The 26,642-nt window shown below is 46.8% G+C and carries 24 protein-coding genes and 1 other RNA gene; 22 read left to right on the top strand and 3 right to left on the bottom strand.

Annotation, left to right across the window (positions count from 1 at the left end; all coding sequences use genetic code 11):
* Positions 1 to 25: 25 nt before the first annotated feature.
* The 12 genes from era (at position 26) to rnpB (ending at position 11,595) form a co-directional block, all read left to right on the top strand.
* Positions 26 to 925, top strand: coding sequence for a GTPase Era (gene era / locus FS628_RS15605; RefSeq protein WP_145323247.1), 900 nt, complete (start codon positions 26 to 28; stop codon positions 923 to 925).
* Between the two features lie 104 nt (positions 926 to 1,029).
* A complete protein-coding gene (locus tag FS628_RS15600; protein ID WP_145323245.1) occupies positions 1,030 to 1,170 on the top strand; it encodes a YqzL family protein in 141 nt (46 codons plus the stop codon).
* A gap of 33 nt (positions 1,171 to 1,203) precedes the next feature.
* Positions 1,204 to 1,956: a DNA repair protein RecO gene (gene recO, locus FS628_RS15595; RefSeq protein ID WP_047843778.1), complete on the top strand. Its 753-nt coding sequence runs from the start codon at positions 1,204 to 1,206 to the stop codon at positions 1,954 to 1,956.
* 158 nt (positions 1,957 to 2,114) lie between these two features.
* Complete coding sequence (locus FS628_RS32020) at positions 2,115 to 2,264, top strand: hypothetical protein (protein WP_222125240.1); 150 nt, start codon at positions 2,115 to 2,117, stop codon at positions 2,262 to 2,264.
* Between the two features lie 102 nt (positions 2,265 to 2,366).
* Positions 2,367 to 3,254, top strand: a complete 888-nt coding sequence (gene glyQ / locus FS628_RS15590; protein ID WP_145323243.1) for a glycine--tRNA ligase subunit alpha — start codon at positions 2,367 to 2,369, stop codon at positions 3,252 to 3,254.
* Entirely contained in the window at positions 3,247 to 5,322 is a 2,076-nt protein-coding gene (gene glyS / locus FS628_RS15585) for a glycine--tRNA ligase subunit beta (RefSeq protein ID WP_145323241.1), read from the top strand. Before glyQ ends, glyS begins: the two co-directional genes overlap by 8 nt.
* Before the next feature lie 229 nt (positions 5,323 to 5,551).
* A complete protein-coding gene (locus FS628_RS15580; protein ID WP_440131283.1) occupies positions 5,552 to 6,019 on the top strand; it encodes a YaiI/YqxD family protein in 468 nt (155 codons plus the stop codon).
* Positions 6,020 to 6,066: 47 nt separating this feature from the next.
* Positions 6,067 to 7,887: a DNA primase gene (gene dnaG, locus FS628_RS15575; RefSeq protein ID WP_145323239.1), complete on the top strand. Its 1,821-nt coding sequence runs from the start codon at positions 6,067 to 6,069 to the stop codon at positions 7,885 to 7,887.
* 43 nt (positions 7,888 to 7,930) lie between these two features.
* Complete coding sequence (rpoD, locus tag FS628_RS15570) at positions 7,931 to 9,070, top strand: RNA polymerase sigma factor RpoD (RefSeq protein ID WP_062835490.1); 1,140 nt, start codon at positions 7,931 to 7,933, stop codon at positions 9,068 to 9,070.
* A 184-nt stretch (positions 9,071 to 9,254) separates the two neighbouring features.
* Positions 9,255 to 10,013, top strand: a complete 759-nt coding sequence (locus tag FS628_RS15565) for a tRNA (adenine(22)-N(1))-methyltransferase (protein ID WP_145323237.1) — start codon at positions 9,255 to 9,257, stop codon at positions 10,011 to 10,013.
* A complete protein-coding gene (locus FS628_RS15560; protein WP_145323235.1) occupies positions 9,989 to 11,104 on the top strand; it encodes a Nif3-like dinuclear metal center hexameric protein in 1,116 nt (371 codons plus the stop codon). The genes FS628_RS15565 and FS628_RS15560 overlap by 25 nt, the downstream gene beginning before the upstream one ends.
* A gap of 82 nt (positions 11,105 to 11,186) precedes the next feature.
* An RNA gene (rnpB, locus tag FS628_RS15555) (RNase P RNA component class A) lies at positions 11,187 to 11,595 on the top strand.
* Between the two features lie 250 nt (positions 11,596 to 11,845).
* Here rnpB and FS628_RS15550 read toward each other — a convergent pair.
* Positions 11,846 to 13,075, bottom strand: coding sequence for an aminotransferase-like domain-containing protein (locus FS628_RS15550; RefSeq protein ID WP_145323233.1), 1,230 nt, complete (start codon positions 13,073 to 13,075; stop codon positions 11,846 to 11,848).
* 108 nt (positions 13,076 to 13,183) lie between these two features.
* On the opposite strand from FS628_RS15550, the gene pdxR reads away from it, so the two are divergent.
* Positions 13,184 to 14,704, top strand: coding sequence for a MocR-like pyridoxine biosynthesis transcription factor PdxR (gene pdxR, locus FS628_RS15545; RefSeq protein WP_145323231.1), 1,521 nt, complete (start codon positions 13,184 to 13,186; stop codon positions 14,702 to 14,704).
* Positions 14,705 to 15,148: 444 nt separating this feature from the next.
* On the opposite strand, the gene FS628_RS15535 is transcribed toward pdxR, so the two are convergent.
* A complete protein-coding gene (locus FS628_RS15535) occupies positions 15,149 to 17,023 on the bottom strand; it encodes a S8 family peptidase (RefSeq protein ID WP_145323227.1) in 1,875 nt (624 codons plus the stop codon).
* A 282-nt stretch (positions 17,024 to 17,305) separates the two neighbouring features.
* Between FS628_RS15535 and FS628_RS15530 the strand changes: the two genes are divergently transcribed.
* The 6 genes from FS628_RS15530 (at position 17,306) to thiI (ending at position 22,153) form a co-directional block, all read left to right on the top strand.
* Positions 17,306 to 17,812 carry a YpuI family protein gene (locus FS628_RS15530; protein WP_145323225.1) on the top strand — a complete coding sequence of 169 codons (507 nt, stop codon included), beginning with the start codon at positions 17,306 to 17,308 and terminating at the stop codon, positions 17,810 to 17,812.
* 166 nt (positions 17,813 to 17,978) lie between these two features.
* The gene (locus FS628_RS15525; RefSeq protein WP_076211597.1) at positions 17,979 to 18,197 is read left to right on the top strand and encodes a DUF1540 domain-containing protein; all 219 of its coding nucleotides are present in this window, start codon (positions 17,979 to 17,981) and stop codon (positions 18,195 to 18,197) included.
* A gap of 36 nt (positions 18,198 to 18,233) precedes the next feature.
* A complete protein-coding gene (locus FS628_RS15520) occupies positions 18,234 to 18,647 on the top strand; it encodes an MFS transporter (RefSeq protein ID WP_145323223.1) in 414 nt (137 codons plus the stop codon).
* Positions 18,648 to 18,837: 190 nt separating this feature from the next.
* Positions 18,838 to 19,584 (top strand): lytic transglycosylase domain-containing protein, encoded by a 747-nt coding sequence (locus tag FS628_RS15515; RefSeq protein ID WP_145323221.1) that lies wholly within the window; start codon positions 18,838 to 18,840, stop codon positions 19,582 to 19,584.
* A 172-nt stretch (positions 19,585 to 19,756) separates the two neighbouring features.
* Positions 19,757 to 20,905, top strand: coding sequence for a cysteine desulfurase family protein (locus FS628_RS15510; protein WP_145323219.1), 1,149 nt, complete (start codon positions 19,757 to 19,759; stop codon positions 20,903 to 20,905).
* Between the two features lie 6 nt (positions 20,906 to 20,911).
* Positions 20,912 to 22,153 (top strand): tRNA uracil 4-sulfurtransferase ThiI, encoded by a 1,242-nt coding sequence (gene thiI / locus FS628_RS15505; protein WP_145324187.1) that lies wholly within the window; start codon positions 20,912 to 20,914, stop codon positions 22,151 to 22,153.
* A gap of 121 nt (positions 22,154 to 22,274) precedes the next feature.
* Here the strand turns inward: thiI and FS628_RS15500 are convergent, their stop codons facing one another.
* A complete protein-coding gene (locus FS628_RS15500; protein WP_062835479.1) occupies positions 22,275 to 22,985 on the bottom strand; it encodes a TerC family protein in 711 nt (236 codons plus the stop codon).
* A gap of 87 nt (positions 22,986 to 23,072) precedes the next feature.
* Between FS628_RS15500 and FS628_RS15495 the strand changes: the two genes are divergently transcribed.
* The 3 genes from FS628_RS15495 to typA all read left to right on the top strand — a co-directional run bounded on the left by FS628_RS15495 (position 23,073) and on the right by typA (position 26,545).
* A complete protein-coding gene (locus FS628_RS15495; protein WP_145323217.1) occupies positions 23,073 to 23,732 on the top strand; it encodes a TerC family protein in 660 nt (219 codons plus the stop codon).
* Between the two features lie 297 nt (positions 23,733 to 24,029).
* Entirely contained in the window at positions 24,030 to 24,524 is a 495-nt protein-coding gene (locus tag FS628_RS15490; protein ID WP_145323215.1) for a hypothetical protein, read from the top strand.
* A gap of 176 nt (positions 24,525 to 24,700) precedes the next feature.
* A complete protein-coding gene (typA, locus tag FS628_RS15485; protein ID WP_145323213.1) occupies positions 24,701 to 26,545 on the top strand; it encodes a translational GTPase TypA in 1,845 nt (614 codons plus the stop codon).
* Positions 26,546 to 26,642 lie beyond the last annotated feature (97 nt).

The following is a 26,642-nucleotide window of genomic DNA, read 5'->3' as shown; positions in this document are numbered from 1 at the left end:
GGCCTAGGCGCCTGAGGAGGAACATATGAAAAAACAAGCATTTAAATCCGGTTTTGTAGCCATTATTGGACGTCCGAACGTAGGTAAATCCACACTGATGAACCAGGTTATCGGACAAAAAATCGCGATTATGTCGGACAAGCCGCAAACCACTCGTAATAAGATTCATGGTGTGTATACATCAGAACATCAGCAAATCGTTTTCCTGGATACACCGGGTATTCACAAACGTCAATCCAAACTTGGCGATTACATGAACCAGACTGCTCTGAACACGCTCGGAGAAGTGGAAGCAGCACTGTTCTTGATTGACGCTTCGGAAGGAATGGGTGGCGGTGATCGTTATATTGCGGAACAGTTGAAAAATATCCGTACTCCTGTCATTCTCGTCATGAATAAAATTGACAAAATTGAGCCGGAAGCGTTGCTGCCCCTTATGGAGGAGTATCGCAAACTGCATGATTTCGCTGAAATCGTGCCTGTATCTGCCAAGCTGGGTAGCAATGTAAGCACCTTGCTCGAACAGCTTGGGAAGTATTTGCCTGAAGGTCCACAGTACTATCCTGATGACCAGGTCACTGACCATCCGGAACAGTTTGTATGTGCAGAGTTGATTCGTGAGAAGATTCTACAGATGACTCGTGAAGAAGTACCTCACTCCATTGCTGTAACGATTGAAGATATGAAAGTACAGGATAACGGTGTCGTTTATATCTCAGCCGTCATATTTGTGGAACGGGACTCACAAAAAGGGATCATTATCGGGAAGCAGGGTGCTCTTCTGAAAGAAGTGGGTAAACGAGCTCGACACGACATTCAGAACCTCCTCGGTTCCAAAATTTTCATGGATCTATGGGTTAAAGTGAAAAAAGACTGGAGAAATCAGGATCGGGTTCTGCGTGACCTTGGCTTTGGCCGCGATTAATGATTTGAGTTTTATCCAGTAATTGCAACACATAGTTTACCTTGCAAGACTCCATCCTATTTGGTAGATGCAGACGTCATTTCCGAAGAGAGGATGAAATTCCGATGCGAGATTTTTCGTGGAAGGTTTTTGCGATGACGGGGGATGTGGAGTCCTATTTGTTATATACCGAGGCGTGTAACTCGTTAGGACAGGAGTCGGAACCTGCAAGGGAAGTGATTGAAGATGAAGAAGCCGAAGGATAACTGGCTAATTCGGGAATGGTTAGGTGACGAGGCATGCTATACAGGGTGGAAGGGATTGTCATCCGCAGCATGGATTACGGCGAAGGGAACAAAATTATTACGCTTTGCACCGAAAGCGGCGGGAAAGTAGGTGTACTCGTCCGCGGTGCCAAAAAGCCCAAGAGCCGACATGCTGCACTGGTGCAGCCGTTTACGTATGGTCAATATGTATATTTTCGCAATACGGGTCTAGGCACACTGAATGCTGGAGAGATTGTTGAATCCTATCATGAGTTGCGTGAAGATCTGGTCAAGGCCTCTTATGCCTCTTATGCGTGTGAACTATTGGATCGCGTGCTTCAGGATGAAGAGACAGGTACATTTTGGTTCAAACAGTTAAAGGCGTGTCTGCAGGCGTTGAAGGAAGAGAAAGATCCGGTTGTCATTACAAGTCTGTACGAAATGAAAATATTACAGGCATCCGGTTATGGTCCGCAGTTCGATGAGTGTATCTCCTGTAATCAGGAGCGACCGGATGAGCAGTTGTTTATCAGTCCAAGACTTGGCGGCGTCCTGTGTCGTGCATGCAAACATTTCGATCCTCCGGCGATGTCAGTCAGTCCAAAGGCTCTGAAGTTGTTGCGCTTGTTCGCGCAGTTGGATCTGCAGCGCTTGGGGAATATATCAGTGAGTGAGTCTACCCGTGATGAGATCAAAAAGCTGATGCGTGCCTTTATGGATCATCAGCTTGGTCTGAATCTTAAATCCCGTTCTTTCCTCGATCAGATGGAGAAGTACGGGATTTGAGGCGTTTATGTGGAAGTGAAACTATATCTTGACTTCATACTAGATTTTATATATTATGAAATATAATTTCTCTTTATGAGACATGCATTGAACGAGAAAGTAAAAGACTGGATTTATTGCATTTATGGGGACAAGTCGTTGTAGAACACTTGGATATCATGAATAAGCGAGTTGGGGATGGTGGGAGCCTGACTGAATCGGTCTTTGAAACGGCACTCGGGAGCATGAATGGACACGGAAAAGTGGGCTGGAATCAACAGGATTATCCTGTTGGATCCAAGCCAAGTAGGGTGGAACCGCGGGAATAGCTCTCGTCCCTACGTCTGTACAACAGGCGTAGGACGGGGGCTATTTATTGTTGTCTGCGCCGTTCTAAGCTTGCTAACAAACCATTGAAAAGGAGCATGATTATGAATTTTCAGCAGATGATTCTAACGCTGCAACAATTCTGGGCCGAGCATAACTGTATTATTGTCCAGCCATACGATACGGAAAAAGGGGCAGGTACGATGAACCCGATGACCTTTTTACGTTCGCTTGGACCCGAACCTTGGAAAGTGGCCTATGTAGAGCCTTCCCGTCGTCCTTCGGACGGACGTTATGGTGAGAACCCTAACCGGCTGTATCAGCATCATCAGTTCCAGGTAATCATCAAGCCTTCTCCGGACAATATTCAGGAAATTTATCTGGAAAGTCTGAAGCGTCTGGGCATTGATCCGCTTAAACATGATATTCGGTTTGTTGAAGATAACTGGGAGAATCCTTCCCTTGGTTGTGCAGGTCTTGGTTGGGAAGTATGGTTGGACGGAATGGAGATTACGCAATTCACGTATTTCCAACAGGTTGGTGGAATCGAGACGAATCCGGTAGCTGTTGAAATTACGTATGGTATGGAGCGTTTGGCTTCTTACATTCAGGAAAAAGAAAATGTGTTTGATCTGGAATGGGTGGAAGGTATCACTTATGGTGATGTATTCCGTCAGCCAGAATTCGAACATTCCAAATATACGTTTGAAGTATCTGATGTCAAAATGCTGTTTACACTCTTCAACATGCACGAAGAAGAAGCAAACAAAGCCATGGCGCAACATTTGGTATTCCCTGCATATGACTATGTGCTGAAATGTTCCCACACGTTCAACCTGTTGGATGCACGTGGGGCCATCAGTGTAACGGAACGTACGGGTTACATCACTCGTGTCCGTAATCTGGCTCGTCAAGTCGCTGCAACATATATGGAAGAGCGTGAGAAGCTAGGCTTCCCGCTAATCAAGAAAGGGGGAGCCGAGCATGTCTAAGGATCTGTTGTTTGAAATCGGCCTGGAAGAAGTACCTGCCCGCTTCATGCGCGCAGCAATCGCACAGCTGCAAGAGCGTGTCGTGAAATGGCTTGACGCATCCCGTATTGCTTATGGTGAAGTGAATGCGTATGCCACACCTCGCCGACTGGCTGTTTTGATTCAGAATGTGGCTGAAAAGCAGGAAGATATCGAGGAAGAAGTGAAAGGTCCTTCACGCAAAATTGCACTGGACGACAGTGGCAATTGGAGCAAGGCAGCACTCGGATTCGCCCGCAGTCAAGGTGTTGAACCGGACCAGTTTACGTTCAAGGAATTGAACGGTGTCGAATATATCTATGCAACGAAGAGCAGTAAAGGTGTGGAAACGGCTTCTGTGATTGGCGAGGGACTGCTTTCTGTATTACATGCCATGACGTTCCCGAAATTCATGCGTTGGGCTTCCTATGATTTCAAATTTGTACGTCCAATCCGCTGGATTGTGGCTATGCTCGGCAGTGATGTCATCGATCTGGAAGTGACAGGTGTCAAGTCTGGTAATGTAACTCGAGGACATCGTTTCCTCGGTAAGGAGGCCGTGATTTCCAACCCGTCTTCATATGTGGAAGTGCTGCGTTCCGAACATGTTATTGCAGATATCCAGGAACGTGAACAGATGATTGTATCCCAGATTCAGGCATTAGCTGCTGAGAAAAAATGGGATATTGCGATCAAGGAAGACTTGCTGGAGGAAGTCCTGTTCCTGGTGGAGACACCTACAGTGTTGTTCGGGACATTCGACTCATCATTTTTGAATATTCCACAAGAAGTATTGATTACTTCCATGCGTGAGCATCAACGTTATTTCCCTGTACTGGACAATGAGGGACAATTGTTGCCATTCTTCGTGACGGTACGTAACGGTGGAAGTGATTCACTGGACGTTATTGCAAAAGGGAATGAAAAAGTACTGCGTGCACGTCTGTCTGATGCCAAGTTCTTCTATGAGGAAGACCAGAAGCTACAGATTAAGGATGCACTGTCGAAGCTTGAAAGTATCGTCTTCCAGGAAGAGCTGGGTACGGTTGGAGATAAAGTACGCCGTATTCGCAAGATTGCCGATGGAATTGCTGCCAAACTGCAAGTATCCGGTGATGTTGCCGAATCCGTTAGCCGCTCAGCAGATATCTGCAAATTCGATCTGGTGACACTGATGGTGGGTGAATTCCCGGAATTGCAAGGTGTGATGGGTGAGGATTACGCTCGTAAAGCTGGTGAAAAAGAAGAGGTGGCCAAAGCCGTATTTGAACACTATCAGCCACGTTTCGCCGGAGATCAATCCCCCGCTTCTCTTGTCGGTGCCATTGTGAGTGCTGCGGATAAAATGGATACAATCGTGGGATGTTTCTCCATCAACATCATTCCAACGGGTTCTCAGGATCCGTATGCGCTGCGCCGTCAGGCTGCAGGTATTGTACAGATCTTGCTGGATCACAAGCTTCCGCTGACATTGTCAGACGTGTTCGGAGTGGCACTTCAAGTGCATGCCCAGATGAACCTGTTGAAACGTGCAGATGAAGAGGTTCGTAAAGATCTGCAAGACTTCTTCGGTCTTCGTGTGAAAAAATTGTTGTCCGAAACCGTCCGTTACGATGTAGTGGATGCCGTAATTTCTTCCGGATTCGATGATATCAGCGCTGTGGTTCCAAAAGGTGAAGCGTTGATGGCGGCTGTTCTGACAGGAGACGCATTCAAAACAACGGTTGAATCGTTCAACCGTGTGGGTAATTTGGCTGCCAAAGCATCCAATGCTTCCGTACATCCAGAACTGTTCACAGAAGATGGAGAGCGTCAGCTACATGAGTCATGGAGCAAAACGAATGCAGAATATCGTCAGGCGTTAACTCAGCATGATGCTGCTGAAGCACTGGCTATTGCATCCGCTTGGAAGGATGGTATTACCTCATTCTTCGATTCGGTCATGGTTATGGCTGAAGATGAGGCTGTCCGTGCGAATCGACTTGCCTTGCTCGCGGCTATTGATCGTGACTTGAAAGGATTTGCTGATTTTTCCAAGTTGGTTTGGTAATTGGGCGTAAATCATGAGTCCTTTTCCACAGACTTGGAGCAAAGCTAAAATTCAGTATTAAAGAAGGATATATGAGGGTATAAATATACGGAACGGGTTGTGAAATGTATTTTTTACAACCGCTCCGTATTTTAGCCTTTGATTTCCCTTGTTCCGGCAGAAGGATTTTGCCTGGCCGAGGTCGTATATTACAATATGCAGCTATTTTATGAAACCGGGTGGTCTGGGTTTGAGTGAGTTAAATATACGCCACATTGTTGTGGATGGTGATGCTTGTCCGGTCAAAACCGAGATTGCGCAAACCGCTCGCCTTTTCAACATCCCTGTACTGTTAGTCTCTTCATTTGATCATTTGCTTCAAGGAGGAGAAGGGGTGCGTACCGTGCAAGTGGATCGAAGTGATCAGAGCGCAGACCTCTATATTGCTAATCATATTAAGCCATACGATGTGGTTATTACTCAGGACTATGGACTTGCGGCACTTGCGCTTGGCAAACGTTGTTATGTTTTATCCTTTCGTGGTCGTGAATTCAACGATCGGGACATTGATTTCATGTTGGATTCTCGTCATACTGCGGCCAAAGCACGAAAAAGAGGCCATTACGGGAAAGGCCCAAAGCCTTTCACAGAGCAGGATCGAGAAATTTTTCAACATAAACTGACAAAACTTTTAAAAGATTTGCAGGAGAATGTGTAAGTTTATCGAATTATATTTACGTGTTGAAGAGATGAAGGTGGCCAGTGATGAGTACCGGACAAGGCGGTATACCCGAAAGTATTATTGAATCGGTGTTACAGCAGAATGATATCGTCGATACGGTGAGCCGATTTGTGCATCTGACCAAGCAGGGGAAGTATATGAAAGGCCTCTGTCCTTTTCATTCCGAGAAGACCCCTTCGTTCACCGTTACACCTGAGAAACAAATTTTCTACTGCTACGGTTGCGGCACGGGCGGAAATGCCATCAAATTCAGGATGGAAATCGAAGGGTTATCCTTTCCCGAGGCTGTCAAGACGATGGCGGAAGAAAGCCACATCTCTATGGGGGACTGGCAAGGGCGTGAATCTGCTCATGTGAATCCGGAGACGGAACGTCTGTTGGAGGCCTATGAGCTTACCGCGAAGCTGTATCATTTTTTGTTGAAAAATACAGAACACGGCAAGTCAGCCATGGAGTATTTACGCTCACGAGGTTTTGGCGATAAGTTAATTGACCAATTCCAGATTGGTTTTGCACCAAATCGATGGGATACATTGGTACAATTTCTCGAAAAACGTAACTATCCGCTCGAAGAGATGGAAAAGGGTGGGCTTCTCTCACCGCGAAATGAAGGTCAGGGATATGTGGATCGATTCCGCGACCGGATTATGTTTCCGATTAACGGCAGGAGCGGTAAGCCAATTGCATTTGCAGGGCGCATATTGGGAGACGGGCAACCGAAGTATCTAAATTCACCGGAAACCCGGTTATTTAACAAAAGCCGTGTTCTCTATAATCTGCATCATGCCAAAAATGCAATTCGCAAACAAAGGCAAGCCATTTTGTTCGAGGGATATGGTGATGTCATCTCCGCATGGGATCAGGATATCCAGAATGGTGTTGCGGCAATGGGTACTGCGCTAACTGAGAATCAGGCACTGATGCTCAAAGGCATGTGCGACGAGGTCATCATATGTTATGACGGTGACCGTGCAGGACAGGCTGCTGCACTCAAAAACTTCCCGATTCTTGAGGAAGCCGGATTGCAGGTCAAAGTGGCTCTCATTCCTGAGGGACTTGACCCGGATGATTTTATCCGGAAGCATGGTGGTGAGCGGTTCCGAAACCAAATTGTGGACGGTGCTGTGACCACTACAAAATTTAAACTTATAAACCTAAAAAAAAGCCATATACTGCTAGAAGGTGGCGGACAAATCGCCTATTCGAAAGAAGCAGTAAAATTGATTGCCCCCTTACCTTCTCCAACAGAGCGGGAAGTATATCTTCGTGAACTGGCTGCAGAAGTGGACGTATCCTTCGAAACATTGAAGCAGGAGTGTAATGAAGAGCGGGAAGCAATGAAAAATAACCTCCAGTTTGGGGATAATAACCCGAAAAGGTGGAATAATGGTAGGCAACAAAATAGGCAGGTGCCTACACCCAATCTGTTGCCAGCTTACCACGCTGCGGAACGCAAACTAATCGCCTGGATGTTGCAGGATGATGAGGCCGCCCAGTACGTGAACGAGCATCTTGGTGAAGCTTTTAACTTGGATGATCATGCAGCTATTGCTGCTTATCTATATGCCTACTATGCGCAAGGCAAACCGTCGGATACAAGCCGTTTTATGTCTTCACTGCATGACGATCGCCTGGAAAAAACGGTCAGTTCAATCTCGATGATGGATGGTCCAGGTGAATGGAGTATTCAAATGCTCGATGATTGCATCAGGGAAGTGCTGAAGTATCCGCGTAAGAAAGAGTACGATTTGAAAAAAGAAGAAATGATTGCTGCAGAGCGGGCAGGTGATTCTGTACGCGCGGCACAGATTGCAATTGAAATGATTGCCCTAGAGAGACAGTGAACGTCTGATTATTGGATGTTTCTAGGGAGGAGGGAGTCGAGTTATGGCGAATGATCAGCATACTGAACTAGAAACAGAATTGACACTGGATCAGGTTAAAGATCAATTGATTGAATCAGGTAAGAAAAGAGCTTCGCTGAATTACAAGGAAATTATAGAGAAACTCTCTCCTTTTGAGCAGGATGCAGAGCAAATGGATGAGTTCTATGAGCAACTGAGCGATCTGGGTATCGATGTAGTGAATGAAAATGATGAAGAGGTTACACTTCGTCCTAGTGAAGATTCCGAGAACAACACCAGAGAGGGAGAGGACGAATTCCACTTTGATGATGATCTGAGCTTGCCGCCAGGTATCAAAATTAATGACCCTGTCCGTATGTATCTCAAGGAAATTGGTCGTGTGCCATTGTTGTCGGCAGATGATGAAGTTCAACTGGCCAAACGGATTGAGAACGGGGATGAAGAAGCCAAGCGTCGTCTCGCTGAAGCGAACCTGCGTCTCGTAGTCAGTATCGCCAAGCGTTACGTTGGACGTGGAATGTTGTTCCTTGATTTGATTCAGGAAGGTAATATGGGTCTGATCAAAGCGGTTGAGAAGTTTGACCACAAAAAAGGATACAAGTTCAGTACGTATGCTACATGGTGGATTCGCCAGGCGATCACTCGTGCTATTGCTGACCAGGCGCGTACAATTCGTATCCCTGTGCACATGGTGGAGACGATTAATAAGCTGATCCGGGTATCCCGTCAGCTGTTGCAGGAACTTGGGCGTGAACCGACTCCAGAAGAAATCGCTGCTGAGATGGATCTGAGTGTAGAGAAAGTTCGTGAAATTACGAAGATTGCACAGGAACCGGTTTCTCTTGAAACACCGATTGGTGAGGAAGATGATTCCCATCTGGGTGACTTTATTGAGGATCAGGAAGCACTTGCTCCGGCAGATGCTGCTGCGTATGAGTTGCTGAAAGAACAGCTCGAAGATGTACTGGATACATTGACTGAGCGTGAAGAGAATGTTCTTCGTCTACGTTTTGGTCTGGACGATGGACGGACGAGAACGCTGGAGGAAGTGGGCAAGGTATTTGGTGTTACGCGTGAGCGTATTCGTCAGATCGAAGCCAAGGCTCTTCGTAAATTGCGCCACCCGAGTCGTAGTAAACGACTCAAGGATTTCCTCGAATAATCGAACTATGGGAGACTTTCCGCAAGACGCTTTAGCGGCGGCGGGGTCTCCTTTATTTTTAATTTGAACGTCTTGATTTCTTGGTTTTGGAAATTCATCCTTGAAATGTTTGATTGGATTTTATTTTATCGCTTTTCCTTGTTCAATGCAAATCAATAAATTAAATGAATGGTGTAGGTGCTTCATGAAACTTTCGAATCGATTACAGCGAATACATGATCAAATTCCCGATGGTAGCCGCATGGCTGATATCGGTTCAGATCACGCGTTGCTGCCAGTAGCCGCGATCCGCAGTGGAAAAGCCGCAAGTGCCGTTGCTGGGGAAGTCAACCCTGGCCCTTATGATGCGGCATGCAAACAAGTCAGCGATGCTGGCATGAAAGAAAAAATTACGGTGCGACGTGGAGACGGGCTTGAGGTGATCTCTGCGGGTGAAGTGGATGTCATCACCATTGCAGGTATGGGTGGGGCCTTGATTGCTTCTATTTTGGACAGAGGTATATCCAAACTGGAAGGAGTTCAGTTACTTATTTTGCAACCGAATGTGGGAGAGGACATCCTCAGACGTTGGTTGTTGGAGCATCACTGGGTGGTTGTAGCAGAACAGTTGCTCGAAGAAGATGGCAAGATCTATGAGATTATAACGGCGATGCCACAATCCGTAAGCCCGATTGCCAATGTTGAGGTGTATCGTACACGTCCGCTTCAAGGCGGGGCGGAATTGACTGAAGATTTGCTGCTACGGATGGGACCATATTTGGTGGATCGTCCAACGGATGTATTCTTTGCCAAATGGGAAAGTGAGATCGTCAAACTGCAAGGGGTTGTAAACTCCATCTCCAAATCGGATCAGGATTCTTCCCGGGACAAGGCGGCTGAGGTAGAACGTCTTATCGCAAACTTGAAGGAGGTTTTGGCATGTTTGCCAAAGGTCAAACTGTAATTCAACTGATGGAGCAGCTCGCTCCAAAACATCTGGCTGTGCCGGATGACCGCATCGGTCTGCAGCTCGGCAGTTTGCAAAAAGAAATCAGTCACGTGCTTGTTGCTTTGGATGTGACGGATGAAGTGGTGGACGAAGCAATTCGTATCGGTGCCAATCTGATTATCGCTCATCATGCCATCATTTTCCGACCGGTTAAGTCACTGAGTACGGATACGCCTATGGGTAAATTGTATGAAAAGCTGATTAAGCATGATATTGCTGTCTATATCAGTCATACGAACCTAGACGTAGCCGAAGGTGGCATAAATGACTGGATGGCCGAAGCACTCGGCATTGAGAGCAAGGAATCGCTGGAGGATGTACATACAGATCATCTGTACAAGCTGGCGGTATTCGTACCACGAACGCATCATGAACAGGTGCTTCAAGCCATCCTCGAAGCTGGAGCAGGCAGTATCGGTCAATACAACAAGTGCAGCTTCAATACGGAAGGTATAGGAACATTTGTACCCGGTGAAGGGACACAACCGTATATTGGTACCCAAGGGCAGATGGAACGTGTAGAAGAAATGCGGATTGAGACAATCGTGCCTCAGAGTCTGCGCAGTAAGGTCGTACAGGCGATGCTTAAGGCTCACCCGTATGAAGAAGTTGCCTATGACCTCTATGCAATGGATTTAAAGGGCCGTACGCTCGGCCTGGGACGCTTGGGACCCCTTAGGGAGCCTAAGACATTAGGTGAGCTGGTGGAGGTCGTGAAGACCCAATTCAACGTGTCTCATGTTCGTGTTGTTGGAGATCTGAACAAGACAATCAAAAAGGCAGCAGTTCTTGGCGGCTCTGGCAGTCGTTATGCGCTCACAGCCCGCTTCAAAGGTGCAGATGTTATTGTGACCGGGGATATCGATTATCACACGGCACATGATGCGTTAATGGCAGGCATGTGCATCATTGATCCAGGGCATAATTCTGAGAAAATCATGAAACCGAAAACAGCGGATTGGCTTCGTTCTCGATTGGAAGATAAACGATATGAAACGCAAGTTACAGCTTCTGAGGTAAATACGGAAGTATTCCAGTTTATCTAAAAGGACAGGTGATGTCGGATTCCCAGTAATATTAAGCTTGTCTGGGAACCCAAATGCCTGTATACTATGTAATGTTGTTCGGAAAGCTTGACAGACAATCGCTGGTGGCCTTTGTTGCCACGAGAGGAAAGTCCGGGCTCCACAGGGCAGGATGCTGGATAACGTCCAGTCAGCGCGAGTTGAAGGATAGTGCCACAGAAATGGACCGCCGATGGCCGGATTTCCGGCACAGGCAAGGATGGAACCGAGGTGTAAGAGACCCCGAGGAACGCTGGTGACTTCGTTCCTGGTAAACCCCATCTGGAGCAAGACCTAATGGGACACAGTCAACTCTTCGGAGGAGACAGCCTTAGCCCGAGGTGTGTCTAGGTTGGTCGCTTGAGCTGTGCAGCAATGTATGGCCTAGATAGATGATTGTCGCTTCTGGTGGGAGGGTAGTTCCCGTATGAACCACGAAGAGCACAGAACCCGGCTTACGGTAAGCTTTCCTAACTGCAACAACAGCTTTACAGTGTAGTCCACCTATCAGTCGAGGACAATCCGTGAGATTCACCGATGGCCTGACTGATCAGAAGGACCCATGAAATTTACCACAATCGCATACTTCCTGTTCATGACAGGTCATATAAAATACGGCGGCAGTTCCGAGATTCTCGGTCTGCCGCCGTATTTGTGTTATATCAAGTAAATGTTTCGTGCACTTTCACATTCTATGAATGGAAACAGTTGAATGACAGTGAATTACAGTGTAACCACACGGTCAGATTGTAATTCGGCATGCCAGCGCTGAATGGCCCGATCCATTCGTTCCACGGCTTCAGGGAGAAGCTCAGGATCTGTATGCGTAAAGTTGATTCGCATCCGGTTCAACTCTGGTGTGCCCGCATAGAAGGAATCACCTGGGACAATGCACACTTTCTCTTGGATACCGTAAGTGAACAGATTGCTTGCCAGCATGCCTTCAGGTAGCTGTAGCCACAAGAACATGCCACCTTGAGGTGAATTCCACGAGATACCTTCCCATGATTTGGCTGCCATGAGTGTAGTCAGTGTTTTCATGCGTTGCTCGTAATCCTGTGAAATATGGCGGATATGCGCATCCAGATCGAAAGATTCAAGCAATGCATGAAGAGCTCTTTGGTCGATGCTGCTGGAATGCAAGTCGGCACCCTGTTTGGCCCGTGCTGCCATTTTGACAATGTCGGGAGCAGCCAGTATCCAGCCGGTACGAAGGCCTGGTGCTACCGTTTTGGAGAACGTACTGGTGTAGATAACATTGGAAGGGGCGCCATAGGAGGCTGCATCCAGTTCTGCGAGAGCAGGGACATCCAAATGTTCCGGATTGAATCGAATTTCGCCATATGGATCATCTTCCAGAATGAGCACACCATACTTGCGGCACAGATCCACAGCTTGTTGTCTTCTTTCTCTTGACCACACTTTACCCGTAGGATTGGAAAATGTTGGGTTGATATAAACAAGCTTTGGACGATGAAGTTGAAGCTGTTCCTCCAGAGATTCAGGCAACATGCCATGATCATCGCAGGCTACACCGTGAGATTCAGCCTGATAGGAATGGATAACTTGCAGAGCAGCGAGGTAGGTTGGTGATTCAACCAGTACGCGGTCACCCGGGTCGAGAAGGATGCGGCACACCAAATCAATGGATTGTTGTGAACCTGTAGTGAGAAGCATGTGGTCTGGTGAAGCGGGAATGCCCTTGGATTCAAGACGCTCGGCAATTTTGGCGCGAAGAGGACGGTATCCTTCAGTCTCCGCATATTGAAGAGCGGCTGCTCCGCTCATAAATACTTTTTCATATGCAACGCGGATGGCTTCCAGCGGGAACGAAGTTTGGGCTGGTAATCCACCTGCAAGTGAAATCATTCCAGGTGCCTGGGCGGCCTGGAGCATGTCGCGAACGACAGAGGACGGGGTGTTTTGTGCCATTTTGGACCAAGGGATACTCATGTTATTCTCATCTCCTGTTATTCACTGTTATACTGATATTATAAACTATAATAGACGGACTGCACTATAACAGTAAAATGAAGATCATAACAGTTAGGGGGAGCGCGTATGCATATTGAATTAAAACGGGGAAGCAGTACCAAATTGTACGTGCAGATTGCGCTAACGATTGCCGATCGCATCAGATCAGGACTCATTGAACCCGGAACCCGACTTCCTTCTGTTCGTAAAATGACCGCCGATCTGGGTGTCAGCCTGGTCACTGTATCCAAAGCGTATGCTGAACTCGAGGCCATTCAATTGATCACCTGCTCCCAGGGTAAAGGTTGCTATGTAAGAGGCGCGTTGCACACGGATCAGACGGAGGAGCTGGACCGGACGCAGCGGATGAATGGTAATAGTGAATCCAGTACGCCTTGGAATTGGCAGATGGCACTGGTGGATTATTTACCAAGAGCACAGCTCTGGAGACATTTTGATACATCACCTCAAGTACGGGTTGAACTTCATATGTCAGCGATTCAGCCTGAACTTTTGCCTACTCGCGAGATTATCGATAGTGCCTACCGCCTTTCCTCGGATCATGCAGAGCGTATGGCCGCGTATGGATCTTTTCAGGGAGATCGGGAACTCAGACAGACCTTTTCGGAACATTTTGCCGAGCGTGGACTACAGGTGACACCTGAACGCATGCTGATTACAAGTGGCGCCCAACAAGGAATTGATCTGGTGGCACGGACTTTTGTTGGACCCGGCGATGTAGTGTACATGGAGGCGCCGAGCTATACCGGAGCCATTGATGTGTTTACAAGTAGAGGTGCGAAGATCATTACGGTTCCGATGGACGACGAAGGTATGCGTATTGATCTGTTAACCCGGTTATGTGATACATATCCTCCCAAGTTGATCTATACAATCCCGACCTATCATAATCCAACAGGCATTACGATGAGTGCAAGAAGACGAGCTCAGCTCCTGAATCTCGCGCAAAGTTACCACTGCCTCATTCTGGAAGATGACCCGTTTGCAGATCTTTATTTCCGTGACCCTCCCCCGGCTTCCATTAAATCGATGGATGGGACAGGTCACGTTGTGTACATCAAAAGCTTCAGCAAGGTGTTATCTCCTGGTTGCCGTATAGCCTGCGCTATTGCAGACGGAAGTGTATTGACCCGGCTTGTGGCTGCGAAATCTACGGCCGATTTGGGGAGCCCGCTCCTTACACAGAAGGCATTGCAATCCTTTATTCAGAATCAGTACGGGGTGTATGTATCCCACTTGAGGGATGAACTGTATTCTCGCTTATGTGCAGCAGCTGAAGTACTGAAAGAGCATGCACCTGTGGGGATGCACTGGCGTTTGCCGGATGGGGGACTCAATCTGTGGCTCCAACTGCAGGATAACTTGGATATGCGTGAACTTCACCGTCAGTCACTTGCCGCCGGGGTGTCTTTCCTGCCAGGTTCCGCCTGTTATGTGGGTGAAACGGATACTTCAAGTCTGCGCATTTGCTTCACCGTGACGAACGTTGAGCTTTTGTGTGAAGGGCTGCGTGTACTGTGCTCTGTCATTGACAAGGTTACACCTCAGGAAGGTGGGGCATTGGCGGACAGGCTACCGCTCATATAATTTTTCGGAGTATGGACATACATCCAATCCACTTTCGACCTGCTGCAATAGGTTATAGTATCACCAGAAAGGGAGTTGGTTTTGAAATGAACCATTACTGTCCACCGCTTTGTCCGATTGTCTGTGACCCGATCCAGGTTGTTGAGGATTACTACATCCCACAAATCGTGCCTGTAATTCACCCGATTGAAGTTATCAAAAAACATCACTGCGTTCCAATTCACCACCACATGTACCCAGTTGTTGTCAAAGAGGAAGATTCTTGCTATGTATCCAGTCACAACACGAAGAAAAAATCCGTGAAAAAATCAAGCAAAGCCCGCACAACTTCTCGCAAACGCTAATCGCAGCGGGTGCCCCGGGGAATTGGATATAAACCAAAGAGCAGCGTACGCCCCGGGGCGCAGCTGCTTTTGTATTTTTTACAGATTATCCACATTACGCTTACTGCGTATACTTTTTCATCGTATTATCCATTTGTTGTCTGACATGCTGGGGCCAGAACTGCAGAGGAGCGCTGTTGCCTGATGCGGCTTGCAGTGCTTTATAGACATCGATCTGCCCATAGCCGAAATACTTATCGTGACCCGGATCACCGAGGTCAATGACACTTTGGCGCATTAGATCCATCACTTCCGTGTTGGTTAAGTCCGGGTTCAAGGAACGAATCAATCCTGCAAGTGCTGCTACATGCGGGCTAGCCATGGATGTACCAGACAAAGCTGCATACTGATTGTCCGGATACGTACTTGCGATACTGGACCCAGGGGCCATCACATCCACATAATCCCCGTAGTTGGAATAGGAAGCTTTGCTCATATCCGGGTCCGTAGCGGACACGGCAAATACTTCCGGATAGGCAGCAGGGTATCCTGGACGCTCGGTATTATCGTTCCCTGTAGCTGCAATCAAGACGATATCCCGGTCAAAAGCGTATTTAATGGCGTCATGAAGAAATTGGGCATCGGCGTAATTGCCAAGACTCATGTTGATGACTTTGGCTCCATGATCAGCTGCCCAAATGATACCTTCAGCAACGGCATACGTGGTGCCTGAACCAGAGTTGTCCAGTACTTTGACCGGAAGTACCTTGTTATACCAGCTCATGCCTGCCACGCCTTCGTTATTGTTAACAATAGCGCCGATAATGCCGGCAACGTGTGTGCCATGTCCCACATCATCCAGCGGTTGGCTTCCCGGATCGACCACATTATATCCCTCCAGGAGCTTGCCTTTCAGATCAGGATGATTCAAATCAACCCCTGTGTCGACCACTGCAACGATAACGTCCTTGTTTCCCTTGCTAATATTCCAGCCGCGATTTGTCTCGATTGCAGGCAGGTTCCACTGATAATCGGAGAACAAAATATCGTTGGGTATCGTTACATCTGTTTGTTCAGTTACAGTGTCATTGGTTAAATACATGTAGTGGGGTTCCATATAGAGTGGATTCCATTTGCTTTCGAAATAGTTATGCAATTGCTTGTAATTCATGTGTTCTGACCGAAAAACATACGTGTATCCCAGCTTACGCGCAGACTGCGTTCTTAGATCAGATTTAATGATACGCATATCCCGGTCACCAGGATCCTGCCGAAAACGGATAACAATTTCATTTTCGTAAAAATGACTGGCATTGGCATTGTCGTGCCCTGTTTTTACCGTGATTTCGTTAAGGGTATCCGGGTGAACGGACTCAATTTTGAACTTACCTTCACGCGGATATGGGATCATGCGCAGATTTTTGCGCTGGTGTTGCTCAACAGCACTCAATACGTTCTGACTGAACAAGGCGATCACAGCTCTTTTACCATCTTTCGAAGGTTGCCCCATCACAAAGTATTTTTCTTTTCCCAAGGGGAAAGAAGAGGATTCGAAGCTTTGACGTTTGTTTACCGCTTTTTTGGCAAGGTTTAGAGCGTGTTCAAGCTTCTGTTGCTCCAGCTTGCTACCTTGCTTGGATGCCTGATCAAATGGCTTGTTGAATGATCCGTTGGTATCCATGAGATGAATGGATCGAATATGTTTATGCGAACGTTGGAGATCCTTCACGTATTGATTAAACTGCGCAGTATTCATAGTGGAGGTTTTCTCCAGCATGATACTGAGGTGCTGTTTGGCATCCATGCGGGTCAGATGATCTGTTGCTTTGACATCCTGTACTTTCAATCGCTGTTTGTTCGTGTGCTCTTCATGGGCAGAGTCGGAAAGGGCGCTTGGCTTAGGTTCGGGACGATTGGATGTTGGAAGCAGAAGAGTCAGGGCGAGTGCTCCCGCACCAGCTGCTATGGCCCAGTTAATCCATTTCGGTCTGGACATGGGGATGGAACCTCCTTCGTTCATTTTGGACAATCATCAACAGTGCTTCATCATTGTCACTGGTTGTATCTATCGTTAGGATAAGCGGATATTTTTATGCAACCGAGTTCGAGTCTAACTGCGCATAATAGGCATGTTTGATGGTAGAAACGGAAAGCCTGATTAAGGGATACCGCTCGTCATCTTTTTATGGTAGGATTATAGCTGAGAATTCAAAGGTCAGGGGAAAACCACCGTTGGCCGACCTATATGTAAGGACTTATTTAAGGGGGAGCTACCTTTATGTCAGCAGCCAATGTACAGAAAACATGTGAGTCAACTAGGGAAAAGTTAAAACCGGCTATCGATCGGATCGAAAAATTTTTGAATGAAAATGCCTTGCCTGAACTGGATCAGAATCAGACGGAAGAATCAACAGCCTTCTACAAAGGATTTCTTTCAGATCTCCGTCATTTGCTCGTTTTTTCTGAAGTTTCTTACGAAAAACTTGGCGTTGTGCTGCGTCGTGCCAACTTTGATGTCGATTTTGCCGAAAAGGCTCTTTATAATACGTATCACCAATGCGTAAACAGCTTTTTCTATCCTAAAAATGAATGTTATTCTGAAGACGGAAGATATGCTTATACGGGACAAGATGCCATTCGTTTCCGTGACAAGCCAATCCGTTCGGTACGGGATGTCATTCTTGAGGTTTCCAAAACGTACGAAGAATTGCGCGATGATCTGGCATATTATGAAAGTGACTACCTGACTCAGCGCCGTATGCAGAATCAGCGTAATCACGCCTAATTCCTGTTAAAACCTGATATGAAATTGGACAAAACCGCCCTTGTGGCGGTTTTTTTGTGTCTTTATATAAGGATCAGACCAAGACGAGATCATGTCATCATCTGGCATTTCGACGGGGAATATCGGTTTTGTGGCGGGGAGACAATAGTACTCGAGGTGATAAAAAATGAGCCAAGACAAACCTATTGTCAAATGCAGCGTCTCCAACTGCAACTTTTGGGGAGAAAACAACTTCTGCCAAGCTGATGCCATCATGATTGACATTGACCAACATGCCACCCGTCGTCTGCATGAAGAATTTGCCGGTGAAACATTTGACTCTGACCACCATGATCATGCACGTACATCCTCTGCAACATGCTGTCACACGTTCAAACCCAAGTGAGCAGTCATCCCTATTTCATAACGGAGGTGCTTCCAAATGAAAAATGACGATAATAAGTTTAATTTTAAAGATCGCCCTGAAACCAATGTAGAAGGTGAAAAACAGCGTATGCGTGTCGATTATCCAAGAAAAACACATCGGGAAGAATATGGGGCAGAGGTTGCTCCTCCGACTGTGGTAAGAACTGGAGGCACCGAGCGTTCAGAACACGTACCTGAGAAGCATGAGGCAGACCGTGTTATGGAGTCAACAGGCAAGGTCGCGGGTTACATGGGGCTTGCCTTCGGGATCGCGTCCTTATTCATGTGGTCAATCGTACTTGGACCGGCAGCAGCCGTACTGGGTTACTATGCCTATGTGAATGGTCGGAAAACAGCGGGAGCTTGGTCCATTGGACTGGGTATTGTAGCCACGCTCAGTTATTTTTTCATGATTCCATTCGCTCGCTAGAGTATACAATTGTTCATTCAATAGCCTTCTGTTCTCACCCCAATGTGGTGATATACAGAAGGTTTTTTTCGTATATGTGCAGGTTAGGCGGCGTGATACATTTATTTTTTTGAAAACAATGGAACCTTGCTGTAAAACGATGTAGAATAAGGTCATAATACGCTTAATTATACGGGAGTGGATATAACGCATGCAGATTGATCCACGCGGATCGCGGCAGTTGTTGGAACTGCAATTGTCCAATGTGAATAATAACCAAACCAATGGATCAGCCCCAGATGCTGGTTCAACAGTGGATTTTGCCAATATGATGGACGGGCTGTTAGGCACGGGTTCCAATGCGACGAACATGAACGGTTCAACCGAAACGGTCTCCAAAAGATCCAGTGATGGTCTTTTGTGGCTGCAACTTGGAAGCACGTACAATCCGGATATGAATACGGCAGGGTCGTCCTCTGTCTCCAATAACATCGTTGAGTCTTTATCCGATACCGGCATTGTGGATTCCGGTGCATCTGTACCTACGGATTTTGAATCTTTGATTGCGGAGGCAAGCGCCAAGTATGGTGTTCCTGAATCGTTGATCAAAGCCGTCATTGATACAGAATCCAATTTTAACCCGAATGTGGTGTCCTCCGCAGGTGCCAAGGGTCTTATGCAATTAATGGATGGCACGGCTGCAGGGCTGGGTGTGAGTAATTCATTTGATCCTGCCCAGAACATTGATGCGGGTACTAAATATCTTTCCCTTCAGCTCCAGCGTTTCGGTGGAGAAGTGAAGATGGCACTTGCAGCATATAATGCAGGACCGGGTCGTGTTTCACGTCTGGGTGTGTCGAGTGATAGCGAACTGATGAGTGTGCTTAACCGTCTGCCTTCAGAAACTCAGAATTATATCTCCAAGGTGGAGAAGGCACAGTCGAAATATGTGATCTAAACTCACAGAAAGACATTGGCGATAACCATCATAGGCAGGATGAGATCAAATGTGGGGACAGTGGCGCTTAAAACCGTCTGTTCCCAGTTGGTCTTTTTGTGTTGTATGGGTATCGTGTTACAATGCTCACAGTAGATTCATGAACGAAGAGATAAGGGAGGTCTAACCTCATTTGAAATATTTTGATTATGCTGCAACCACACCTCCCCATCCGGATGTGATTCGTACGATGGCCGAAATTATGGAGACACAATTCGGAAATCCGTCCTCTATTCATGGATATGGAGAGCGTGCAGATCAATTGTTGCGTCGTGCTCGATCCGGCTGTGCTGCGGCAATAGGTGTTAAGCCTGAAGAGATTGTGTTTACTTCCGGTGCGACCGAGAGTAATAATCTCGCGATAAAAGGTGCAGCATTACGTTATCAGTCACGTGGCAGACACATCATCACAACAGCTACCGAGCATGCCTCGGTGTATGAAAGTTTTATGCAACTGCAGCAGTGGGGATGGGACGTGACGCTAATTCCTGTCAATTCCGATGGTGTGGTGAATGCTCAGCAGGTTGTAGACGCGATTAAGCCAGACACGGTGCTTGTGAGTCTGATGCATGTAAACAATGAAACAGGGGCCATTCATCCGATTGGAGAGATCGGCAAACAGCTCAAAAAGAAAGCACCACGCGTGCTTTTCCATGTGGATGGTGTGCAAGGGTTTGGGAAAATGGAAGCAGCACCTGCCGCTTGGGGTGCAGATCTGTACAGTCTGTCTGCTCACAAGATCCGTGGACCGAAGGGTGCAGGCCTCCTGTATGTGCGAAGCGGAGTGGAGCTTACGCCATTATTGTCAGGTGGATCACAGGAGCAGGGCCTAAGAGCAGGCACAGAAAACGTGGCCTTGCTGGTAGGTATGGCAAAGGCCATGCGGATGGCAGCAGAAGATCAGGTTGATTTTGCCCGGCGTACAACGGTGTTCCGTGATCGATTAATGGAAACGATACGTGCCATTCCTGAATTTGAATTGAACAGTCGCCAAGAGGGGGCACCTCATATTGTGCATTTCTCCTATCCCGGGATGAAGGCAGAAGTGGCGCTGCACACCTTGGAGCAACTGGGCGTAACGATATCCACCCAATCGGCCTGTTCTTCACGTTCGGCTGAACCGAGTCGGGCTCTGCTTGCGATGGGCAGAGATACAGCTTGTGCTGCTGGTGGATTGCGTATTAGTCTTGGAGATGAACATACAGAAGAAGATGTAGCCTTGCTTGAGCAGGCTTTACATCAGATGGTGGCGCAGCTGCGACCCCTCGAAAGGCGGATGTGAATGGATATGAAATATGATATGCTGCTTCTCCGTTTCGGAGAGTTTATGTTAAAAGGGAAGAATCGTGCCCGATTTGAAAAAACGATCATTACACAGGTGAAAGCCTTGCTTAAACCTTACCCTGGAGCGAGCCTTCGTAAAGAATATGGCCGTGTCTATGTGGATCTCGGCGGTGAATCACATACTGAACTGATTAAGGTGCTGAAGCGGGTATTCGGTGTAATGTCGATTAGTCCGGTTAAAGTCACCCCATCCGAGCTCGATGAAATTGTGAAAACAGCAGTTGCGTTTATGGACGAAAGAGAAGATGAATTCAAGGAAGGCACCACATTCAAGGTGAATGTAAGGCGGGTATGGAAGGAGTTTCCGAACTCTTCACATGAAATGAATCATTTGGTTGGTTCCCCGATCCTTCGGAAATTTCAGCAATTAAGTGTTGATGTTCGTCAACCTGATATTGAACTGCGAGTGGAAATTCGGGATCAGGGCACCTATATTTTCAACGAAACCATTCCGGCAGTAGGTGGGTTTCCACTGGGTACGAATGGAAAAGCGATGGTGCTGCTGTCAGGTGGAATAGACAGTCCCGTTGCAGCTTGGTCTTCCATGCGCCGTGGACTGGAAGTGGAATGTGTCCATTTCTACAGTTACCCGTTCACAAGCGAGCGTGCCAAAGAGAAAGTCATTGATTTGGCGCGTGTCCTTGCTGATCATGCAGGAACAATTAAGCTGCATCTGGTTCCATTTACAGAGATTCAAACGGCATTTACCCAACTGGGTCAGGATAACCTGATTATTACGCTGATGAGACGTTCAATGCTACGAATTGCCTCCAAACTTGCCGAGCGTGAGCGTGCACTCGCACTGATTACCGGGGATAGTCTGGGCCAAGTAGCGAGTCAAACTCTTCCGAGTATGAACGTCATTGGTCGTGCGACGGATCTACCGCTGCTGCGGCCACTGGTCATGATGGATAAACAGGAGATCATCACCCTATCCAAACAGATCGGAACGTATGACATATCTATTTTGCCATATGAGGATTGCTGTACTCTCTTCGTGCCAAAGTCGCCTTCAACCAATCCAAATCTTCGGATTGTGGATAAAATTGAATCGACAATGAGCCTGTTGCCAGAGTGGCTGGCTCAGGCGGTAGAGCAGACAGAAACGATCACACTGCATGCCGGTGAAACTTCCGTGGTATCCAATCAGACAGGTGATAATGGGTTAAAGGATGATTGGTTCTAAACTCAATAAAAATTAGCATGGCTGACATAATAAGGGCTATGTTAACTGCAAAAAAGGACTGTCCGATGTAATATCGTTCAGTCCTTTGCTGTATTCAGAAGACATTTTAGATTAGATACCCCTATGAATAGGAGCGCTGCTGTTCTCCTCCAGATCCCTTGTTGCTGGAGCTGCTGGAGCGTTTGCGATAACCGGCAAAGACTACACCTGCAATAACGACAACGATGAAGAGAATGCGCAATGCCGGATGTTCAGTAAAGTAAGGCAAGAGTCGCTGCTCCTCAGTAATCATATTGGAAGCCGTATACCCGAGAACGATGGCTCCAACATAGATGATCCAAGGGAAATGATTGATGAGCTTGATAAACAGGGTACTACCCCAGACAATGATCGGTACGCTGATTAAGAGTCCGAGAATGACAAGCACGAGATGCTGCTGCGCAGCTCCAGCGACTGCAATCACGTTATCTAATCCCATGGCTGCATCCGCGATCACAATGGTACGAATAGCGGTCCATAAGGAAGTTCCCGCCTGAATATCATTGTGTTCATCCCCCTGATCCGCCAATAATTTATAGGCAATCCAGATCAGAAGTATGCCCCCTACAAGCAAGAGCCAAGGAACCTTAAGCAACCATAACACAACAACCGTTGCCAAAATTCGAATCAGAAGTGCACCACCGGTTCCGTATAAAATCGCCTTTTTCTGCACGGAAGGGTGCAAATTTCGAGCTGCCAGGCCAATGACGATTGCATTGTCTCCAGCCAGAATAAGATCAATAAAGACAACGTTCAACAAAGCCAGCCAGAATGTGGGACTAAATAGCTCCATGGGATATGTCACTCCTTATATACTGTTCAATCATTAAGAATAGCATGGACAACTCTGACATACAAGTTAATGTGGGGGGATGAGGACATGGATACGCTATGGCTGTTAACTGAGATTTTAATGATCAATCTGGTATTAAGTGGAGATAATGCGGTTGTTATTGCGCTTGCCAGCAAGGATCTGCCACCGATACAACGTAAAAAGGCGGTATGGTGGGGGGCTTTTGGTGCGGTAGTGTTACGCTGCGTATTAACCTTCGTAGCAGTATTATTGCTGGGAATTCCGTTTATCCAGGCCGCAGGTGGGCTGCTGTTACTGTGGATTGCAGTGAAGCTGCTGCTTCAAAATGATGATGAAGTACATATTAGAGAGGCTTCGACGACCTGGAAAGCCATCCAAACGATTCTGATTGCCGATTTTGTAATGAGTCTGGATAATGTCTTGGCTATAGCAGCATTGGCGGATGGGGATCTGGCTTTGATCGTCATCGGGATTGCCATCAGTATTCCTATTGTCGTATGGGGGAGCGGTCTAATTGTTGGTTTGTTGAAGCGATTTCCGATTCTGGTATTCGTCGGCTCAGGCATTCTGGCCTTCACAGCAGGTGAGATGGTAATGAAAGATCCCAAGTTGGGAGAGTGGCTGGGAGGAATGGCATCAGAGGTGCATACGCTACTACCCACAGCGATGGCTTGTCTGGTAGTCGCGGTTGGAGGCGCACATAAATTTGTGCGGAAGAACGCATAGTTTGATTTTGAATAATTGCTTGGACATAGGGCCGTCTGAACCATCTGGTTTAGGCGGTTTTGTGTGGAGAGAAATATCTTTTCCATGGAGTTCTCATTGGGCTAGTCATAAGTTGCAGATTTTAGGGTAATACAGGTAAAGGGAGCAAGCAAAGTGCGACATAAAGTATAGTTTTTTGCCGAAACATCGGATACACTAGAAGCAGGATTACAGGTTAGGAAACCAACAGTCATCATGGAATGCGCATCGATTATAAGAGTAAAAGTACATAGCCAATGGTATAAGAGGTGATTGCAGATGAGGATGAGAAATGAAAAAGCGATTGGATTATTTATTGTAGTTGCGGGGATTATTATTTTGCTTGGCAAGTTTGGTGTGTTTGGATTCATTGGTCGTAATTTCTGGCCTTTGCTGATCCTGCTGCCAGGCATCGCCCTTCATGCGTTATATTATGCGCGTATTTCACCATCGTGGTCACTTGTTCCTGCCGGCATACTAACGGTGTATGGTGTTTTATTCAGTATAACGAATACATGGGGTGCAGGACTTATGAGCAGGCTGTGGCCAGCATTCTTGCTGGGGATCGCCATAGGTTTACTCGAATATGCAATGGCTGAGCGGAGAAGACCGGAATTTGTATTACCTGCGGCTTTGATCCTTGGTGCGGTGTCCATCATATTATTCGGATTCACCCTGCTTCAAACGGGAATAATCTATGTGCTGGCTGTCCTTTTGATCTTGGGCGGAGCCTGGTTATTGCTTGGTCGAGGACGTCAAGGGAGAGGCTGGTAACATTCCCAGTGGTCTTTTCGTGCGAAATATCTTGATTTTTACCTATAATAAACTATAATATAAGGGATATAGACATGCGTCGGGATATCACCGACGCTTATTTTGTGAGTAACCTGCGAAATTGCGGGAAGTTTAGTAGATAAGAATTGAAATTGGAAAGGATATGGATACAAACCATGCATTCAAGAGAACACATTCGCAATATTGCGATTATTGCCCACGTCGACCACGGGAAAACTACGCTCGTCGACAAGTTGCTCCAGCAATCCGGTACTTTCCGTGATCACGAAACGGTACAGGAGCGCGCAATGGACTCCAACGATTTGGAGCGTGAACGCGGTATTACGATTTTGGCCAAAAACACGGCTATAACTTATAAAGATTACCTGATCAACATTGTGGATACACCAGGACACGCCGACTTCGGTGGTGAAGTGGAACGTATCATGAAAATGGTTGACGGCGTATTGCTCGTTGTTGATGCATATGAAGGTTGTATGCCACAAACGAAGTTCGTACTTCGTAAAGCCCTGGAGCACAACCTGACACCAATCGTTGTTGTAAATAAAATTGACCGTCCAGCGGCTCGTCCGACTGAGGTTATTGATGAAGTACTAGACCTGTTCATTGAACTGGGTGCCAACGATCAACAACTTGAATTCCCTGTTGTATATGCTTCCGCATTGAACGGAACATCCAGCATGGATAATGATCCTGCGAAACAAGACGACAACATGATGGCGATCTACAATACGATCGTTAGTCATATCCCTCACCCAACAGAGAATGTTGAAGAGCCACTTCAATTCCTCGTTACTTTGATGGACTACAATGAATACCTTGGCCGTATTGCCATTGGTCGTGTTAACCGCGGTGTGATCCGTCAAGGACAATCGGTAACGGTTATTATGCGTGATGGTAAAAGTAAAACTGCACGTATCGAGAAACTGTTTGGTTTCCAAGGTCTCAAGCGTGTTGAGACAGAAGAAGCAGGAGCAGGCGACATCGTTGCGATTGCAGGAATCAAGGACATCAACATTGGTGAAACCATCGCTGATCCGAACAACCCAGAAGCACTTCCAGTTTTGAAAATTGATGAGCCTACACTGCAAATGACGTTCCTCGTGAACAACAGTCCATTCGCAGGTCGTGAAGGTAAATGGGTAACTTCCCGTAAACTTCGTGAGCGTTTGTTCAAAGAGTTGGAAACAGACGTTTCTCTTCGTGTTGACGAAACGGAAAGCCCGGATGCATTTGTCGTTTCCGGACGTGGTGAGCTTCACTTGGGTATCCTGATTGAAAATATGCGTCGTGAAGGATATGAGCTTCAAGTATCCAAACCAGAAGTTATCGTAAGAGAAGTTGACGGTAAGAAAACAGAGCCTATTGAGCGCTTGTTGATTGATATCCCTGAAGAGAGCATGGGTTCCGTAATGGAGAGCCTGGGCGCACGTAAAGCAGAGATGGTTAACATGGTCAACACAGGTAGTGGTCAAGTTCGTCTGGAGTTCCTGATTCCAGCACGTGGTTTGATCGGATATAGCACAAACTTCCTGACATTGACTCGTGGTTACGGTGTTATGAACCATGCATTTGACAGCTACGCTCCGGTAGTGTCCGGTCAAGTGGGTGGACGTCACCAAGGTGTACTGATCTCAACTGAAACTGGTACATCTACGTTCTATGGAATGATGGGCGTTGAGGATCGTGGTACGCTCTTCCTTGAGCCTGGAACAGAAATTTACGAAGGTATGATCGTTGGTGAGCATACACGTGACAATGATATCGTTGTCAACATTTGTAAAGAAAAACAACTGACTAACGTTCGTTCTTCAGGTAAAGATGATACGGTTAAAATTAAAACTCCGATTATCTTCTCGTTGGAACAGGCGCTTGAATATCTGAATGACGATGAATATTGTGAGATTACACCAAAATCTATTCGTCTTCGTAAGAAGATTCTGAACAAATCCGAGCGTGAGCGTGCAGAAAAACAACGCAAAATGGCTTCAAAATCTTAATAACAACAAAATAATTTATATAAGTTAGCATTTGATGGGCCCTACAAGTAACGAGAGCTTGTACAGTCTATAGTAGTGTAGGGATCAGAATCGATTC

It is taken from the genome of Paenibacillus xylanexedens, assembly GCF_007676705.1.
In the GTDB taxonomy this organism is placed as follows: Bacteria; Bacillota; Bacilli; order Paenibacillales; family Paenibacillaceae; genus Paenibacillus; species Paenibacillus xylanexedens_C.
Note: the sequence above shows the minus strand (reverse complement) of the source record. Positions and strands in the feature narration are given on the sequence as shown.